The 15,995-nt window shown below is 64.3% G+C and carries 16 protein-coding genes and 1 pseudogene; 9 read left to right on the top strand and 8 right to left on the bottom strand.

Translation table 11 applies throughout. From position 1 onward, the window contains the following. Positions 1-102 precede the first annotated feature (102 nt). The 4 genes from XH96_RS19455 to XH96_RS19440 all read left to right on the top strand — a co-directional run bounded on the left by XH96_RS19455 (position 103) and on the right by XH96_RS19440 (position 4,289). Positions 103-1,287: a patatin-like phospholipase family protein gene (locus XH96_RS19455; protein WP_246790132.1), complete on the top strand. Its 1,185-nt coding sequence runs from the start codon at positions 103-105 to the stop codon at positions 1,285-1,287. A gap of 134 nt (positions 1,288-1,421) precedes the next feature. After that, a complete protein-coding gene (locus tag XH96_RS19450; protein ID WP_194393851.1) occupies positions 1,422-2,168 on the top strand; it encodes a TetR/AcrR family transcriptional regulator in 747 nt (248 codons plus the stop codon). 250 nt (positions 2,169-2,418) lie between these two features. Continuing rightward, positions 2,419-3,021, top strand: coding sequence for a PepSY domain-containing protein (locus XH96_RS19445; RefSeq protein WP_194393850.1), 603 nt, complete (start codon positions 2,419-2,421; stop codon positions 3,019-3,021). Positions 3,022-3,251: 230 nt separating this feature from the next. Further along, complete coding sequence (locus XH96_RS19440) at positions 3,252-4,289, top strand: aspartate-semialdehyde dehydrogenase (RefSeq protein ID WP_194393849.1); 1,038 nt, start codon at positions 3,252-3,254, stop codon at positions 4,287-4,289. 97 nt (positions 4,290-4,386) lie between these two features. Here XH96_RS19440 and queA read toward each other — a convergent pair whose 3' ends face one another. The 5 genes from queA to coaD form a co-directional block, all read right to left on the bottom strand. Next, positions 4,387-5,460 (bottom strand): tRNA preQ1(34) S-adenosylmethionine ribosyltransferase-isomerase QueA, encoded by a 1,074-nt coding sequence (queA, locus tag XH96_RS19435; protein ID WP_194393848.1) that lies wholly within the window; start codon positions 5,458-5,460, stop codon positions 4,387-4,389. 144 nt (positions 5,461-5,604) lie between these two features. After that, on the bottom strand, positions 5,605-6,069 hold the full coding sequence (locus tag XH96_RS19430; protein ID WP_194393847.1) for a peptidylprolyl isomerase: 465 nt from the start codon (positions 6,067-6,069) through the stop codon (positions 5,605-5,607). Then, complete coding sequence (locus XH96_RS19425) at positions 6,066-6,476, bottom strand: hypothetical protein (protein WP_194393846.1); 411 nt, start codon at positions 6,474-6,476, stop codon at positions 6,066-6,068. Before XH96_RS19425 ends, XH96_RS19430 begins: the two co-directional genes overlap by 4 nt. An 8-nt stretch (positions 6,477-6,484) precedes the next feature. After that, complete coding sequence (locus XH96_RS19420; RefSeq protein ID WP_194393845.1) at positions 6,485-7,048, bottom strand: peptidylprolyl isomerase; 564 nt, start codon at positions 7,046-7,048, stop codon at positions 6,485-6,487. Between the two features lie 36 nt (positions 7,049-7,084). Beyond that, positions 7,085-7,582, bottom strand: a complete 498-nt coding sequence (gene coaD / locus XH96_RS19415; RefSeq protein WP_194393844.1) for a pantetheine-phosphate adenylyltransferase — start codon at positions 7,580-7,582, stop codon at positions 7,085-7,087. Between the two features lie 269 nt (positions 7,583-7,851). Between coaD and XH96_RS19410 the strand changes: the two genes are divergently transcribed. Further along, on the top strand, positions 7,852-8,109 hold the full coding sequence (locus XH96_RS19410) for a hypothetical protein (RefSeq protein ID WP_194393843.1): 258 nt from the start codon (positions 7,852-7,854) through the stop codon (positions 8,107-8,109). A gap of 82 nt (positions 8,110-8,191) precedes the next feature. Here XH96_RS19410 and gyrA read toward each other — a convergent pair whose 3' ends face one another. After that, positions 8,192-10,924 carry a DNA gyrase subunit A gene (gene gyrA / locus XH96_RS19405; RefSeq protein WP_194393842.1) on the bottom strand — a complete coding sequence of 911 codons (2,733 nt, stop codon included), beginning with the start codon at positions 10,922-10,924 and terminating at the stop codon, positions 8,192-8,194. Positions 10,925-11,116: 192 nt separating this feature from the next. Then, positions 11,117-11,515: a DUF2306 domain-containing protein gene (locus tag XH96_RS19400; RefSeq protein ID WP_194393841.1), complete on the bottom strand. Its 399-nt coding sequence runs from the start codon at positions 11,513-11,515 to the stop codon at positions 11,117-11,119. A 308-nt stretch (positions 11,516-11,823) separates the two neighbouring features. On the opposite strand from XH96_RS19400, the gene XH96_RS19395 reads away from it, so the two are divergent. Then, positions 11,824-12,174, top strand: coding sequence for a low molecular weight protein tyrosine phosphatase family protein (locus XH96_RS19395; RefSeq protein WP_194393840.1), 351 nt, complete (start codon positions 11,824-11,826; stop codon positions 12,172-12,174). A gap of 12 nt (positions 12,175-12,186) precedes the next feature. Here the strand turns inward: XH96_RS19395 and XH96_RS19390 are convergent, their stop codons facing one another. Further along, positions 12,187-12,681: a single-stranded DNA-binding protein gene (locus XH96_RS19390; protein ID WP_061881761.1), complete on the bottom strand. Its 495-nt coding sequence runs from the start codon at positions 12,679-12,681 to the stop codon at positions 12,187-12,189. Positions 12,682-13,111: 430 nt separating this feature from the next. Between XH96_RS19390 and XH96_RS19385 the strand changes: the two genes are divergently transcribed. The 3 genes and pseudogenes from XH96_RS19385 (at position 13,112) to XH96_RS19375 (ending at position 15,787) form a co-directional block, all read left to right on the top strand. Beyond that, positions 13,112-13,879 (top strand): outer membrane protein, encoded by a 768-nt coding sequence (locus XH96_RS19385; RefSeq protein ID WP_194393839.1) that lies wholly within the window; start codon positions 13,112-13,114, stop codon positions 13,877-13,879. A gap of 245 nt (positions 13,880-14,124) precedes the next feature. After that, entirely contained in the window at positions 14,125-14,823 is a 699-nt protein-coding gene (locus tag XH96_RS19380) for an outer membrane protein (protein ID WP_194393838.1), read from the top strand. Between the two features lie 217 nt (positions 14,824-15,040). Continuing rightward, positions 15,041-15,787: pseudogene (locus tag XH96_RS19375) on the top strand (outer membrane protein). The last annotated feature ends 208 nt before the right edge of the window (positions 15,788-15,995 follow it).

Below are 15,995 nucleotides of genomic sequence, written 5' to 3'. Positions count from 1 at the left end.
TGCCAAACAAAACGATACCGTGTAGTTTTATCGTGGGGACTGGACGGGATGCCGCGGCGAATTTGCCGGCGGTCGTACATGCGTGATCGCCGGCCACCGACAATGCCCACCCCTTCATATTCGACCGACGCATCCGTCTCCTCGTGTGACCGGATCGGGCAGACAATTGTCCGCCTGACCGGATCGCTGGTCCTGGTGTGCAGCCTGGCGCTCGGCGCCTGCACCTCCCTGCCCCGCACGCCCTATACGGCCGCTGAAGCCAGCACGTCGCGCGTGCTCGATATCGACGGCCTCCGGCGCTACGCCGACGATCCCGTCACGAAATTCAGCTTCGAGAAGGCCAACAGCACCGCGACGCGATCCTATCTGGCGCTGTCCGGCGGCGGTGCTGACGGCGCCTATGGCGTCGGCGTGCTCAACGGCTGGACCGCGGCCCGAACCCGCCCCACCTTCACCGTCGTCTCGGGCGTCAGCACCGGCGGCCTGATCGCGCCGTTTGCGTTCCTCGGCCCGCAATATGACGACACGCTGAAGGAGGTCTACACCAGCGGCATCGCGGAGAGCCTCCTGAACGATCCCAGCATCATGCGCGTGCTGTTCGGATCCGGCCTGTTCGGCAACACGCGGCTGCGCGAGCTGGTCGCGCGCTATGTCGGACCCGAGATCATGGCCCAGGTCGCGCGCGAGCATGCCAAGGGCCGGACGTTGCTGGTTGTGACGACCGACCTCGATACCCAGCGCACTGCGATCTGGGACATGGGCAAGATCGCCGCGGTCGGAACGCCCGAGGCCCTGAAGCTGTTTCGCGACGTGATGGCGGCCTCGGCCAGCATTCCCCTGGTGTTTCCGCCGATCATGATCGATGCCGAAGGCCAGGGCCGCAAGTTTCAGGAGATGCACGTCGACGGCGGCGTGACGGCCCCGGTGCTGACATTGCCGGAAGCCCTGCTGTTCCAGAGCGGCCGCATGCCGGGCAGTGCGAGGATGGACATCTACATCCTCGTCAACAAGAAGATCGAGCGCAACTTCGAGCTCGTCTCCAACGGCACCATCGACGTTGCCTCACGCAGCCTGTCGGCAATCACCCAATCGCAGACGCGCTCGATCATCTTCTCGACATACGATTTCGCCAAGCGCAACCGACTGGGCTTCCATCTCTCCTACATCGCGCGCGACTACCCCGCCCCGCCGTCCGAAGGGTTCGATACCACCTATATGCGGGCGCTATATCAGTACGGATACGAGAAGGCTGCATCCGGCCAGGCCTGGACATCGACGCTTCCGTGAATCCGCGTGACGGAACGAGGCCGTGTCGAGACCGTTGACGATACGGCCAATTCGGCCAGATTCGCGATGACGCCCCGGCTGCTGCGCGTTATAGAGCAAAGACGACTGTCAGAAACGCGCAGGAATCATTGGGCATGGGATTGACTGCGACCAGGACAAAACCGGCAGCACCACGGCGCGAGATCCCGAAATCCCGCGGCGGCCGGCCGACGAAAACCGCTGCGATCGAGCGCGATCAGCGGCTGATTGAAGTCGCCACCCGCCTGTTCCTTGACCGCGGCTTCGATGCGACCTCGCTCGACGCGGTCGCGGAAGCGGCCCGGGTGAGCAAGCCCACGGTCTATTCGCGCTATGGCGACAAGCGCGGGCTGTTCGCGGCCGTACTGAGGCGAGAGATCGCGCGCTGGCTCGCGCCGCTGTCGGCCGCGGCAGAGACCCAGCTGAGCAGCGCCGCCGACATCTCGGTCGAGCAGCGGCTGGTCGAGATCGGGCGCGAGATGCTCTCATTCACCTGCGGTCCCGATGCCGTCGCCTTCAGCCGCATGATGACGTCGCAGGCCATCAACTTCCCTGACGTCGCCAAGCTCGGCAAGGAGGAAGGCTGGCTCAAGGCCGTAGCCACCACCGCGCGCTTCTTCGATCATCTGGTGGCGCAAGGGGCGCTCGATGTCGAAGACACCACCATCGCAGCCGAGGTGTTCCTCGATGTCGTCGTCGGACACACCCACCGCATGGCAACGTTCGGAACGGCGCTCGAGCCGAAATCGGCCGAGAAGCGCATGCGCATCGCGATCAAACTGTTCCTTGCCGGTGCCCTGGGTCCTGCCGACCGGGTCCGGGACGCCGCAAAGAGCCCGGCGCGCCGCCGTTCCTCCCGCTGACGATTCCGTGAACTCACGCTCTTTCCCCAGAGGGGCCGTCGCAACGGCATTGACCAAAACAAAACGATACGGTATTGTTTCGTTATAAGTTGGTACGGGCCGCTTTTTCACCAGCCCCAAAGAGGTCCGGACCGCTTCGATCGTCACGGCAGGTACAGCCTGCCGTGGCGTTCCGCGGCCGGCCTTGCCCAGGGCCGGCCGCGAATTCTTTACGTTCATCCGGCACACTCGCAGGCCGAAGGTTTCGAGCATGACGACAGCCAGACGACGGACCTTGCAACTGCTTGCGATCGCCTTGCCCGCGCTGCTCCTCGCCGCGCCGTCGCGGGCGATCGTAACCGCGGACACGCCGACCGCGCTCCACAACGACACAGATGGTGATGCCGAAGCAGACCGCCAGGCAGTCACCCGCGAGATCGAACGCTTCCGCAGCTCGTCGATCACGATCAGCCAGGCCATGGCGATCGCGGAAGCCCGCCATGCCGGCGCCACCACCGCCGACGTGAGTTTCGACGGCGCTTCAGGCGTCCCGGTCTACCGGGTGAAGACCCTGCACAACGACCGGATCTGGCGCCACACCATCAATGCCGCGACCGGCGAGCTCGTCGGTGGCGAGGCCGCCCTGCCCCTCACCGAGCTCGACAACGAGGATCGCAGCAACCTCGCAGCGCTCGGTGCGATCAGGCACCGCCTTGCCGATGCCGTGCGCGTCGCCGAGCGCGCAGCCTCGGGCAAGGCCATCAGTGGCGGCCTCGTGCGCGAACGCGGCCGGCTCAATTTTGCGATAGTCGTGATCAGCGGCGACGACCTCAAGGAGGTCATCCTGGAGCCGCCGGGCGCCCGAGCCCGATAGCGACAGATTTCCCCCGGTACTGACCGGGGCGAAAAGTCATTGACGGCCGCAAGACTCTCCCGCATAAGTCGCCGCCATGTTCACGACCACCAAACGCACGACCAAAACCACCACGGCCTCAGGGGCCCGGGGAGGCGTGCGCGCGTAGTCGTCGACGAAAACGCATCAGCTCTACCGAAGCCCCGCCCTCGATGGTCCGGGGCTTTTTTGTTGTCTGGATTTCAAAAGCAATGGAGGACAAAGTGAGTAACGATCCCGTCGTCGCGATTGTCGGCGTCACCGGCGCGGTGGGCGCCGAATTCATCGCCACCATGGACAAGCGCGGCTTTCGCGTCGGCAGGCTCAAGGCGCTCGCCAGTGCCCGCTCGGCCGGCAAGACGGTGTCGTTCCGCGGCCAGAACGTCGTCATCGAGGAGCTGACCGAACGCGCCTTCGAGGGCATCGACATCGCCCTGTTCTCCGCCGGCGGCGGCATCTCCAGGAAGTTCGCGCCGATCGCGGTCAAGGCCGGCGCGGTGGTGGTCGACAACTCCTCCGCCTTCCGCATGGACCCGAACGTGCCGCTGGTGATCCCCGAGATCAACGCCAGCCGTATCCGCGACCACAAGGGCATCATCGCCAACCCCAACTGCGCCGCGATCACCGCACTGGTGCCGCTGTGGCCGATCCACCAGCAGAACCGCATCAAGCGCGTCATCATCTCGACCTACCAGGCAGCCTCCGGCGCAGGTGCCGCCGCGATGGAGGAACTCGTCGAATCCACCCGCGCCAACCTCAACGGGCAGGTTTATACGCCCAGGGTGATGCCGCACCCCTACGCCTTCAATCTCTTCAACCACAACACCGCCGTCGATCCCGACACCGGCTACAACGACGAAGAGACCAAGGTCATCAAGGAAACCCGCAAGATCTTCGAGGACGACACCATCGCAGTCGGCGTGACCTGCGTCCGCGTGCCGGTGCTGCGCGCACATTGCGAGGCCATCACCTTCGAATGCGAGAGGCCGATCACCGAGGACCAAGTCCGCGCCATCATGGCGCAGGCGCCAGGCGTGAAGGTCGTCGACGATCGCGCCCGGAACTACTTCCCGATGCCGATCGACGCCTCGGGCCAGGACGACGTCCTGGTCGGCCGCATCCGCAAGGACCTCAGCGACCCCTCCGGGCATTCGATCTCGATGTTCGTGGCGGCCGATCAGCTGCTCAAGGGCGCGGCGCTGAATGCGGTGCAGATCGCGGAGCTCTTGCCGCAGCGGGTGATCGCGTAGGAGGTCCTGTAGGGTGGGCAAAGGCGCGCAAGCGCCGTGCCCACCACTTCCGTTCCGTACTCAAGAAGGATGGTGGGCACGCTTCGCTTTGCCGACCCTACCGCACTGCCCGAAACAACAGGCACGCATCGCCATACGAATAGAACCGATAGCCCTGCGCGATCGCGTGCGCATAGGCCTGCTTCATCGTCGCGAGCCCGGAGAAGGCCGACACCAGCATGAACAGCGTCGACTTCGGCAGATGAAAATTCGTCATCAGAATATCGACGGCGCGGAAGCGATAGCCGGGCGTGATGAAGATCGAGGTCTCCGCCGCGAACGGCTGGATCGTGCCGTCCTCGCGCACCGCGCTCTCGAGCAGGCGCAATGACGTGGTGCCGACGGCGATGATGCGGCCGCCATTTTTTCGCGCCGCGTTGAGGCGATCCGCCGTCTCGGCCGAGATCGTGCCCCACTCGGTGTGCATCTTGTGGGCTTCGGTGTCATCCACCTTCACCGGCAGGAACGTCCCTGCCCCGACATGCAGCGTGACGCGGTTGATGCCGATGCCGCGCGCGCGCAGCGCCTGCTCCAGCGCCGGCGTGAAATGCAGCCCGGCGGTGGGCGCAGCGACGGCACCTTCGTTCGCCGCGAACATCGTCTGGTAGTCGGCAAGATCCTGGTCGTCAGGCGTGCGTTTGGAAGCGATGTAGGGCGGCAGCGGCGGGCTGCCGAGATCGGCGATCGCCTGGTCGAGCGCCGGGCCATGAAACGAGAACGACAGCGTCACCTCGCCCTCGGTGCCCTTGGCCTCGACCTCGGCGTCGAGATGGCCGAGCAGGCACACCTTGCCCTCATTGCCGAAACGGATGCGGTCGCCGGCTGCGAGCTTCTTCGCCGGCTTCACCAGCGCCTGCCAGCGCGAGCCGTCGAGCCGCTTGATCAGCGTCGCCTCGATCTTCGGCTCGGTCTCGCGGCCGATGCGGCGGCCCTTCAATTGCGCCGCGATCACCTTGGTATCGTTGACGACGAGCTGGTCGCCAGGCCTCAGCCATTGCGGCAGGTCGGCGACGGTCTGGTCACGCAACGCGCCGTTCTCCACCACCAGCATCTTGGCGGAGTCGCGCGGGCTCGCCGGGCGCAAGGCAATGCGCTCGGCGGGCAGGTCGAAATCGAAGAGATCAGTGCGCATGTCAGGCTCGGCGCCACACAGTCAAACCCTCATGGTGAGGAGGCGCGTCGCACCGTCTCGAACCATGAAGGCCGAACTGCAGCAGCGGGGCCCTTCATCCTTCGAGACGCGCGTTCCGCGCTCCTCAGGATGAGGGTCGCGTACTTATTCGTTGTCCACGGCCATCCGCGCCTTGACGATCTTGTCGGGGTTCTGCACCGGCTCGCCGCGCTTGATCTTGTCGACGTTCTCCATGCCCTCGGTGACCTTGCCCCAGACCGTGTACTGGTTGTCGAGGAAGCGGGCGTCGTCGAAGCAGATGAAGAACTGGCTGTCGCCGGAATCGGGGTTGGCGGCGCGCGCCATCGAGGCGGTGCCGCGCACGTGCGGCTCCTTGTTGAACTCGGCCTTCAGCTTCTTGCCGGAGCCGCCGGTGCCGGTGCCGTGCGGGCAGCCGGTCTGCGCCATGAAGCCCTCGATCACGCGGTGGAACACGATGCCGTCATAGAAGCCCTCGCGCACGAGCTCCTTGATGCGCGCGACGTGGCCGGGCGCGAGATCTGGCCGCATCTCGATGGTGACGGGGCCCTGCGTGGTCTCGAGGATCAGGGTGTTTTCGGTGACGCTCATGCTCGTCTCTCTTGTGTTGGGGGTGAAGTCTTCCGATTGCGGAACAGGATCGCGAACGGACGTCCCGCGGCGGCGCCGGCCATTGCCTCGGTAAATGGCATCGGCGTGCAGCGTTGCAACGCCTCCATCACCGCGATCCGGTATTGCAGCCGGTCATTGTCGGAGGCCTCCGCGGATTCATAGGTAATCCTCGGATGGCCCAGGATGTTTCCGGCCCGGTTAAAGCTCACCACGACGGTGATGTCGAGTGGGCGGGCCTTGGCCGGCGACGGCGGTCTCCAGCAGGTCAGCAAGTGCCGGAAAATGTCCTGGATGGTGTTGACCTGCGCGTCCTCCGCGGCCGCGCTGGAGACGCCGAGCAGCAGCATCGCGGCAACCAGCAGCAGCTTGCCACCGCGGCGCGCCATGGTCGCTCCTATTTGATGTCGGAGGCGACCTGAACCTTCACCATCTTGTCGGGATCGGTGACGGAGCCGCCTGGCGAGCCCGGGGGCGCCTTCTTCAGCTTGTCGACGACGTCCATGCCCTGCACGACCTCACCGATCACGGTGTACTGGCCATCGAGGCTGCCGCCATCGGCGAACATGATGAAGAACTGCGAGTTGGCGCTGTCGACGCTGTCGCCGCGGCGGGCCATGCCTACGATGCCGCGGGCGAAATGCACCTTGGAGAATTCCTGCTTCAGGTTCGGGTATTTCGAGCCGCCGGTGCCGTTGAAATTCTGGCCGTCGCCCGTCTGCGCCATGAAGCCGTCCATGACGCGGTGGAACGGCACGTTGTTGTAGAAACCCTCGCGCGCGAGCTGCTTGATGCGCTCGGCATGCTGCGGCGCGATGTCGGTCCTGAGCTTTATGACGATGCGGCCCTTGGTGCTGTCGATGACGATGGCGTTGGCCTTGTCGAGGTTCGCCGGCAATTGCTGCGCCACCGCCGGCACCGCGAACAGAACCGCGGCAAGAACTGCGAGAATTCGTAGCATGACAACTCCGGTCAGGATGAGAAAGGAAGCGGGCCGTTATCCGGCGAATTTGGCCTTGAGCTGTGCCGCGACCTGCGGCGGGACGAAGGCCGAGACATCCCCGCCCATGCCGGCGATCTGGCGCACCAAAGTGGCGGTGATCGGGCGGACCATGGGAGAGGCCGGCAGGAAGACCGTATGCACCTCGGGCGCCATCGCCTCGTTCATGCCGGCGAGCTGCATCTCGTAATCGAGGTCGGTGCCGTCGCGGAGGCCCCGGATCATGATCGTCGCACCGTGCTTGCGCGCCGAGGTGACCGACAGATCGTCGAAGGTCACAGCCTCGAGCACGCAGCCAGCCTGGGCTGCCACGGGCCCGCAGACGTCACGGAGCATCTTCAGCCGCTCCTCGGTCGAGAACAGCGGCTTCTTGCCCGGATGCACCCCGATCGCGACCACAAGCCTGTCGCACAGCGAAGCGCTGTGCCGGACCACGTCCAGGTGGCCGTTGGTGATGGGATCGAAGGAACCGGGATAGAAGGCGATGCGCGGCATGGCTCCCTCCTACCGCGCCCGGCCCGGCCCGGCAAGCCGGGCAGGTTCCTTGCCCGCTTCCAGGCACGTCGCCCGGAATTGTCTCGCCGGACGTCTCGGCAAAGGCTGGTTTGTTTCGTCCCCGGGCAGCCACGAAACAAAACGGACCGAGAACGAAACCATTTCCCGCATCGGCGAAGACGTCCGGAAACTGGCCATGGTTACTAATCCGGTCAACGAATGACGGGCCGCACACCGGGCGTGAGCGGCCGCATCACAGGGGACCGTCAATGATCAAGACCCTTTCAGCGATCGCACTCTCTGCATGTGTTGCCGCGGGCCTCACCCTCCTGCCCGGCTTTGCCCCTACCGTCGAAGCCAGCGTGCCGCAGCCACTGGCCAAGAGCGACCGGCTCGACATCCGCAACATTGGAAAGGACTGCTCGCAGCAGGCCTGGCCGAACTTCGAGGCCTCCTGCCTGCGCACTGCCGGCACGAAGACCAATGTCCGCGAGGCGCGCCTCGTGACTGCCGATCGGACCCCGTAGTCGGGGTCTGACGATTTCGTGTCAGCTAAGCGGTTCGCAGCCCGGATCCAGCGCCGCGCAGTCCGGGCTACCGGGCTGAACGTTACTCCCCGTTCGCCCCGTTCCCGCTTTCCGCCTCTTCCGTGATGTGCTCGACCGACACCACATGCTCGTCCTCGGCGGTGTCGAACACAATCACGCCCTGGGTCGAGCGGCCGGCGATGCGGATGCCTTCGACCGGGCAACGGATCAGCTGGCCCTTGTCGGTAACCAGCATGATCTGGTCGGCATCCTCCACCGGGAAGGAAGCCACGAGGTTGCCGTTGCGGTTGTTGACGCTCATGGCGACGATGCCTTTGCCGCCGCGGCCGGTGGTGCGGTACTCGTAGGACGAGGTCCGCTTGCCGTAGCCGTTGACGGAGACGGTCAGCACGACCTGCTCCTGCGCCGACATCTCGGCATAACGCTCCTGGGAGAGCTGGAAGCTGCCGGACGTCTCCTCGGCCTCGGCATCGGCCGGAACCTCTTCCGCTGCGGCTTCGCCGGCCACCGCTCGGCGCATCTTCAGGTACGCCGAGCGCTCGTCGGACGCGGTCTCGACATGGCGCAGGATCGCCAGCGAGATCACCTTGTCGCCCTCGGCAAGCGCGATTCCACGCACGCCCATCGAGGTTCGTCCGGTGAACACACGCACGTCGGTGACGGGGAAGCGGATGCACTGGCCGCCGGCAGCCGTCAGGAGCACGTCGTCGCGCTCGGTGCAGATCTGCACGTCGACGATCGCCTCGTTGTCGTCGAGCTTCATCGCGATGATGCCGGAGCGGCGGACGTCGACGAAATCGGACAGCTTGTTGCGCCGGACGTTACCGCCGGTGGTGGCGAACATCACGTCGAGATTGCCCCAGGTCGATTCATCCTCCGGCAGCGGCATGATGGTGGTGATGCGCTCGCCCTGCTCCAGCGGCAGGATGTTGATCATCGCCTTGCCGCGCGCGTTCGGCGCGGCCATCGGCAGCCGCCAGACCTTTTCCTTGTAGACCTGGCCGCGCGAGGAGAAGAACAGCACCGGAGTATGGGTCGAGGCGACAAAGAGCCGGCTGACAAAATCCTCGTCGCGGGTCTGCATGCCGGAACGGCCCTTGCCGCCGCGGCGCTGCGCGCGGTAGGCCGACAGCGGCACGCGCTTGACGTAGCCGGCGTGGGAGACGGTGACGACCATGTCCTCGCGCTGGATCAGGTCCTCGTCCTCGACCTCGCCTTCCTGCTCCATGATCACGGTGCGGCGTGGCGTGGCGAACTCCGCCTTCACCTCGGCAAGCTCGGTCTTGATGATATCAAGCACGCGCTCGCGCGAGCGCAGGATGTCGAGATAATCGGCGATCTCGCTGGCGAGCTTGTCGAGCTCGTCGCGGATTTCGTCACGGCCGAGTGCGGTGAGGCGCTGAAGGCGCAGATCGAGAATAGCTCTCGCTTGTTCCATCGACAGCCGGATCGTGCCATCCGCACTCATGCGGTGACGCGGATCGTCGATCAGCGTCAGCATGTCCTCGACGTCCCGGGCCGGCCAGTCGCGCGACATCAGGGTGTCGCGGGCGGTGGTCGGGTCGGGCGAGCTCCGGATGACGCGGATCATCTCGTCGATATTGGCGACCGCGATCGCGAGACCGACCAGGATATGCGCCCGATCGCGCGCCTTGGCGAGCAGGTACTTGGTGCGCCGCGTGACGACCCGCTCACGGAAGTCGACGAAGATCGCCAGCAAGTCCTTCAGATGCATGATCCGCGGACGGCCGCTGTCGAGCGCCACCATGTTGACGCCGAAGCTCGTCTGCAGCGGCGTGAATCGATACAGCTGGTTCAGCACCACATCCGGCACGGCGTCGCGCTTCAACTCGATGACGACGCGGTAACCTTCGCGGTCGGATTCATCGCGCAGGTCGCCGATGCCCTCGATCTTCTTTTCCTTCACCAGCTCGGCGATGCGCTCGACCATCGTCGCCTTGTTCACCTGGTAGGGAATCTCGGTGATGATGAGCGCCTCGCGCTCCTTGCGGATGGTCTCGATCGCGACCTTGCCGCGCATGACGATCGAGCCGCGTCCGAGGTGATAGGCGGCGCGGATGCCCGCACGTCCGAGAATGACGCCGCCGGTGGGGAAATCAGGTCCCGGCACGATGTTGATGAGTTCGTCAATGGTGAGCGCAGGATTGTCGATCAGCGCGACGCAGGCGTCGATGACCTCGCCGAGATTGTGCGGCGGGATGTTGGTGGCCATGCCGACCGCGATGCCGCCCGCGCCGTTGACGAGCAGGTTCGGGAACTTCGCCGGCAAGACCGACGGCTCGGTCTCGTTGTTGTCGTAGTTCGGCTGGAAGTCGACGGTGTCCTTGTCGATGTCGGCCAGCAGGGCCAGCGCCGCCTTGGTCAGGCGCGCCTCGGTGTAACGATAGGCCGCCGGAGGATCGCCGTCGACCGAACCGAAATTGCCCTGGCCGTCGATCAGCGGCACGCGCATCGAGAAGTCCTGCGCCATGCGGACCATGGCGTCGTAGATCGACTGGTCGCCGTGGGGGTGATACTTACCGATGACGTCGCCGACCACGCGGGCGGACTTGACGTACTTCTTGTCGGGCGTGTGCCCCTGCTCGTTCATCGAGAACAGGATGCGGCGGTGCACCGGCTTCAGGCCGTCCCGGGCATCGGGCAGCGCGCGCGCCACGATCACGCTCATGGCGTAGTCGAGATACGACTTCTTCATCTCCTCGAAGATGGAGACGGGGCGAATGTCCGAGGGTTGCGCCGGCTGGTCGCCGGGCTTGTTGTCGTCGTCAGCCAAAGGGGAATCCGGTGAGATTTTGTCTGGGAATCATATAGCGCATCGCCCCCCCGATAACCACCCTTGAGGGCTTTCGCGAAGCGCTTTTTCCCTTCGTTTTTTCATGGACTTACCGGGTTGACCGGCGGTTGTTCCCGCGCCCCGTTCCGGGCACCGGCAGCATCGCGCCGGAGACCCCGGTTCCACCCCTCGCTACGGCCCGAAAATCACCGCATGCATGATCCGCCCGGGCATGAGGGTGAACAGCCCGGCAATCGCCAGCGCGCCGAAGAAGATCGAAACCATCGTGATCTTGTGGCGGCGAACATTGTGGGTTCGCGCGGCCATCACGCCCACGACGAGCATCGCCAGCGCGAAGATCGAGAGCAGATGGATCGGGCCCCACGGACCGAGCAGGCGGATCTGGTGGATCCAGAACGAGCTGAGCGCCACGACGAGCATCAGCACGACCCAGACCCAGCCCAGCGCCCGGTGGGGCAGCCTGCCTTTGGGAGCTGCGAGCTGAACGATCCCGAGGATGAACGCCGCCATGGCGGCGAAGGCATGCAGCGGGATCGCAGGGGCAGCCTCAAGCAGCGGCGCCAAGCTCATAGGGTGCATCCTGTCGTCCGCCGGCGCGAACGGGCCATGTGAATATCATTAACATAAAGTTAATATCATTCACATCGAAGCCCGTCAAAGACCTGAGGCAACACATGAAGCAAGCCCGGAAACCCGAGCTTGACCCGACCATTGGTTGGAAATCCTGTCGCTCTACGCGAGCCAGTAACCCGGCGAGAGAAGCGCCCTCCCGGCCATCGCCCGAAGATGTCGAAGACTGAGCCGTCTACCAAAAGGCGTGTATCTAGACTAGCCCTGCTCGATCGGAATAATCCGGTCACTCCCCTGGAGCGGTCAAAGTGACCAACGTCCTCTTCGTCTGCAGCGCCAATCGCCTCCGCAGTCCGACTGCCGAGCAAGTCTTTTCGACCTGGCCAGGCATCGAGGCCGACTCGGCTGGCCTCTCGAACGACGCGGATGTTGTGCTGTCGACCGAACAGGTCGAATGGGCCGACATCATCTTCGTGATGGAGAAGACCCACCGGAACAAGCTGAACCGGAAATTCCGCGCCAGCCTCAATGGCAAGCGGGTCATCTGCCTCGACATTCCAGACGACTATGAATTCATGGATCCCGTCTTGATCCGGATGCTCGAGAGCCGCGCGGGCCGCTTCCTGTCCCGCCCCGCGCCGTCTCCTTCCACCCCGTAGAGGACCTCGTCCTCAGAACGGGATATCGTCGTCCATGTCGCTGTTGCGGCCGCCGCCGGCGGCGACGGGACGGCGCGGTGCGCTGCTGACGGGACCGGAGGAGCCGAAATCGCCGCCCGGCTCGTCGCCGAAGCTGCCGCCTCCTCCGCCGCCACCGCGGCCATCGAGCATCGTCAGCGTCGAGTTGAAGCCCTGGAGCACGACCTCGGTCGAGTACTTCTCGACGCCGCTTTGGTCGGTCCATTTGCGGGTCTGCAGCGCGCCCTCGATGTAAACCTTCGCGCCCTTCTTCAGATACTGTTCGGCAACCTTGCACAGCCCTTCATTGAAGATCACGACGCGGTGCCACTCGGTCTTCTCCTTGCGCTCGCCGGTCGCCTTGTCACGCCATGTCTCGGAGGTGGCAATGCTCAAATTCGCGATCGGCCGCCCGTCCTGGGTGCGGCGGATTTCAGGATCCTTGCCGAGATTTCCAACCAGAATGACCTTGTTGACGCTTCCCGCCATCGCCGCTCTCCACTCCGAATGCCACTGAATTTCAAAAGGGCGAATCCCGCTGCCCGCGTTCCTCTGCGCCCCGTTGACGCGACCCTATACGCTTGCGGACACCGATCAGCCCGCCACCCCCGGGGTTATCCCCACATATAGCATCCCGCCCGGCCATGTTCCAGATTTGTTCTTCGCGCCAAAAGCACTGAACAGATATTGGTCACACGCCGATGGCGCGGAACCCATATGGAACTTCTCCGGGTTCCCGAAAAGGAGGAAAACCGCTTAACATTCATCAAGTTGCAACTACTTCGATCGGTGAGCGAGTGTGGCATTTCGGCGACGGACTTTGCCCTTTCCTTGGGCTATCGTTGCCTTCATATGGGCGTCGCGCCTGATCAGCCCGCTTCGGGGACTTCGAGAAGCGGGCGAAACTGGGGAGACTGCAATGAATAAGATTCTTTTTGGTGCAATTAGTGCAATGGCGTTGGGGCTGGCGGCCCCCGCAAGCGCGGCCGATCTTGCCGCCCGTCCCTACACCAAGGCTCCAGCGCCGATTGCCGCCATTTACGACTGGAGCGGCTTCTACATCGGCATCAACGGCGGTGGCGGCACAAGCCACAAGTGCTGGGACTTCGTGACCCCGGCGACCGGCGTTCTGGTCGGCGAGGGCTGTCACAATGCGACCGGCGGCACCGTCGGTGGCCAGATCGGCTACCGCTGGCAGTCGTCGAACTGGGTGTTCGGTTTCGAGGGCCAGGGCAACTGGGCCGACTTTACCGGCGACAACATCAGCGCGGTGTCCGGCCTTCGCAACCAGTCCAAGATCGACTCTTTCGGTTTGATCACCGGGCAGATCGGTTACGCCTGGAACAACGTATTGCTCTACGTAAAGGGCGGCGCCGCCGTCGTCGGCGATCGCTATCGGACCTATGATGTGGCGACCGGCCTCGAGTTCGACCGGGCCAACGAGACCCGTTGGGGCGGCACGGTGGGCGTGGGCGTCGAGTTCGGATTCGCGCCGAACTGGTCGGTCGGCTTCGAGTACGATCACATCTTCCTCGGCCACCGCACAATCGACTTCACCGGATCCGGCAATTTCGTCGCTGCTCCGCTCGGTGCTTTCACTGCCTCAAATCGCATCGGCCAGGACGTCGATATCGGTCTCATCCGGTTGAACTATCGCTGGGGCGGCCCGTCGATCGCAAGGTACTGATATCTCGCTGATATTGTTGGAGATCAAAGGCCGGCCTCGCGCCGGCCTTTCAGTTTTGGGCCCGACCTGCCCTCCCCCCGGGGGCAACGGGTCAATAACCATTACCTTTTGCGTCGTTGTGGCTTTTCGGAGACACAACTTGCGGCTTCGGTGGTGTAAGCACAGCCTCAGTTGGGCCGTTGAGTCCGCTGCCCTTCCTGTCATGGAAGGGAACAACAGAAACTGGGACTGGGATTTAGTTGAAGATGAAGAAGGTTTTGTTGGCTTCGGCCTGTTTGTTCGCTCTTGCTGCTCCGGCCTCGGCCGCCGACCTCGCGGCTCGCCCTTACACCAAGGCTCCGATCGCTCCGGCCGCTGTTTACAACTGGACCGGCTTCTATCTCGGTGTCGTCGGCGGCGGCGCTTGGGAAGAGTCCTCGACCGATCCGAAGATGAACGGCGGCTTCGTCGGCGGTACCGCCGGCTACAACTGGCAGACCGGCAACGTCGTGTTCGGTCTCGAGGCCGACGGCGCCTGGGCTGACGTCAGCGCTTCGGTCACCGGCTCGACCGTCGTCCCCGGCTTCGGCGTCGCCACCGCCACGCTGAGCTCGAAGACCGACGCCATGGGCACCGTGCGCGGCCGCATCGGCTGGGCCGTCAACAACGTCCTGCTGTACGGCACCGGTGGTTACGCCTGGATCGACAACAAGGTCACCCTCAGCGCGCTCGGCGTGAGCGTCTCCGACAGCAAGTGGCACTCCGGCTGGACCGTCGGCGCCGGCGTCGAGGCGTTCTTTGCTCCGCAGTGGTCGGTCAAGGGCGAGTACCTCTATCGCAGCTTCGGCAGCGAAGACTACTTCTCCAACCTTGGCGCACCGCTGGCGTCCGGCACGATCAACTTCCACACCGTGCAGGTCGGCGTGAACTATCACTTCGGCGGCCCGATCGTCGCGAAGTACTGAGCTTCGTCTCCGACGCTCCTGCGTTACGAAAGGCCGGCCTCGTGCCGGCCTTTCTTTTTGTTGCAGCCGTCCGTCTGCTCGCGTTTTCCGATGGATGTGGCCGCCGGGTGACACAACCTTTAGCTTCAATGGTGTATGTGACATCAGTTGGGTCATTGGGGTCCGCTGCCCTTCCGATTCCGGAAGGCAAGAGAGAAAACGGAACTGGGGAACGGGTATGAAGAAGCTTCTGCTGGCTTCGGCCAGTTTATTCGCACTCAGCGCGTTGGCACCTGCCTCGGCGGCCGATTTGGCGGCCCGCCCCTACACCAAGGCTCCGGTCGCTCCAATCGCGGTGTACAATTGGAGCGGCTTCTACCTTGGCATCAACGGCGGCGGCGCCTCGAGCCGGAATTGTTGGGACGTCAACAATATCTTCGGCGTGCCGGGTCCGGACACGGCTGAAGGCTGTCACAACGCGACCGGCGGCGTGGTTGGTGGCCAGATCGGCTATCGCTGGCAGTCGGCGAACTGGGTGTTCGGTCTCGAAGCCCAAGGCGACTGGGCTAACCTGAAGGGCTCGAATACGAGCCTGTTTCTTGCGCCGCTGGTCAACGAGACCAAGATCGACGCGCTTGGCCTGTTCACCGGCCAGGTCGGCTATGCCTGGAACAACGTGCTCTGGTACGTCAAGGGCGGCGCGGCCGTCACCCACGCCTAGTACAACGGCCTGGTGGGCGGCGTGGTGCTCGACAGCGCGAGCGAGACGCGCTGGGGCGGCGCGGTCGGCACCGGCATCGAATTCGGTTTCGCACCGAACTGGTCCGTGGCGATCGAGTACGACCATCTGTTCATGGGCAAGCGCAACAACTCGTTCACGATCCTCGGCGTCAATGACCGCATCGACCGGATCAAGCAGGACGTCGACATGGGTACGGTGCGCCTCAACTACACCTTTGGCGGCCCGGTGGTCGCCAGGTACTGATCTCCGTAAGGGACGCCACATCGTCACGAAAGGCCGGCCTCGCGCCGGCCTTTTTGTTTGGCACCACGCTCCAGCGCAGTTCCGCGCCCGCCTGCTGCCAGATGCCGCCAGCGCGCCAACAATCCGTTGACGATTCGCAAGTCGCACTGGAAATCCGCCGCCGTTCTTCCTACGTTCGCTGCCATACCCATCGGCGCCGTTCCCGGTT

This window comes from Bradyrhizobium sp. CCBAU 51765, from assembly GCF_015291725.1.
Classification (GTDB): domain Bacteria; phylum Pseudomonadota; class Alphaproteobacteria; order Rhizobiales; family Xanthobacteraceae; genus Bradyrhizobium; species Bradyrhizobium liaoningense.
Note: the sequence above shows the minus strand (reverse complement) of the source record. Positions and strands in the feature narration are given on the sequence as shown.

Coding starts and splice junctions, on each gene's coding strand:
- XH96_RS19455 (WP_246790132.1), top strand. CDS start 103: ATGCCCACCCCTTCATATTCGACCGACGCATCCGTCTCCTCGTGTGAC.
- XH96_RS19450 (WP_194393851.1), top strand. CDS start 1,422: ATGGGATTGACTGCGACCAGGACAAAACCGGCAGCACCACGGCGCGAG.
- XH96_RS19445 (WP_194393850.1), top strand. CDS start 2,419: ATGACGACAGCCAGACGACGGACCTTGCAACTGCTTGCGATCGCCTTG.
- XH96_RS19440 (WP_194393849.1), top strand. CDS start 3,252: ATGGAGGACAAAGTGAGTAACGATCCCGTCGTCGCGATTGTCGGCGTC.
- queA (WP_194393848.1), bottom strand. CDS start 5,460: ATGCGCACTGATCTCTTCGATTTCGACCTGCCCGCCGAGCGCATTGCC.
- XH96_RS19430 (WP_194393847.1), bottom strand. CDS start 6,069: ATGAGCGTCACCGAAAACACCCTGATCCTCGAGACCACGCAGGGCCCC.
- XH96_RS19425 (WP_194393846.1), bottom strand. CDS start 6,476: ATGGCGCGCCGCGGTGGCAAGCTGCTGCTGGTTGCCGCGATGCTGCTG.
- XH96_RS19420 (WP_194393845.1), bottom strand. CDS start 7,048: ATGCTACGAATTCTCGCAGTTCTTGCCGCGGTTCTGTTCGCGGTGCCG.
- coaD (WP_194393844.1), bottom strand. CDS start 7,582: ATGCCGCGCATCGCCTTCTATCCCGGTTCCTTCGATCCCATCACCAAC.
- XH96_RS19410 (WP_194393843.1), top strand. CDS start 7,852: ATGATCAAGACCCTTTCAGCGATCGCACTCTCTGCATGTGTTGCCGCG.
- XH96_RS19400 (WP_194393841.1), bottom strand. CDS start 11,515: ATGAGCTTGGCGCCGCTGCTTGAGGCTGCCCCTGCGATCCCGCTGCAT.
- XH96_RS19390 (WP_061881761.1), bottom strand. CDS start 12,681: ATGGCGGGAAGCGTCAACAAGGTCATTCTGGTTGGAAATCTCGGCAAG.
- XH96_RS19385 (WP_194393839.1), top strand. CDS start 13,112: ATGAATAAGATTCTTTTTGGTGCAATTAGTGCAATGGCGTTGGGGCTG.
- XH96_RS19380 (WP_194393838.1), top strand. CDS start 14,125: ATGAAGAAGGTTTTGTTGGCTTCGGCCTGTTTGTTCGCTCTTGCTGCT.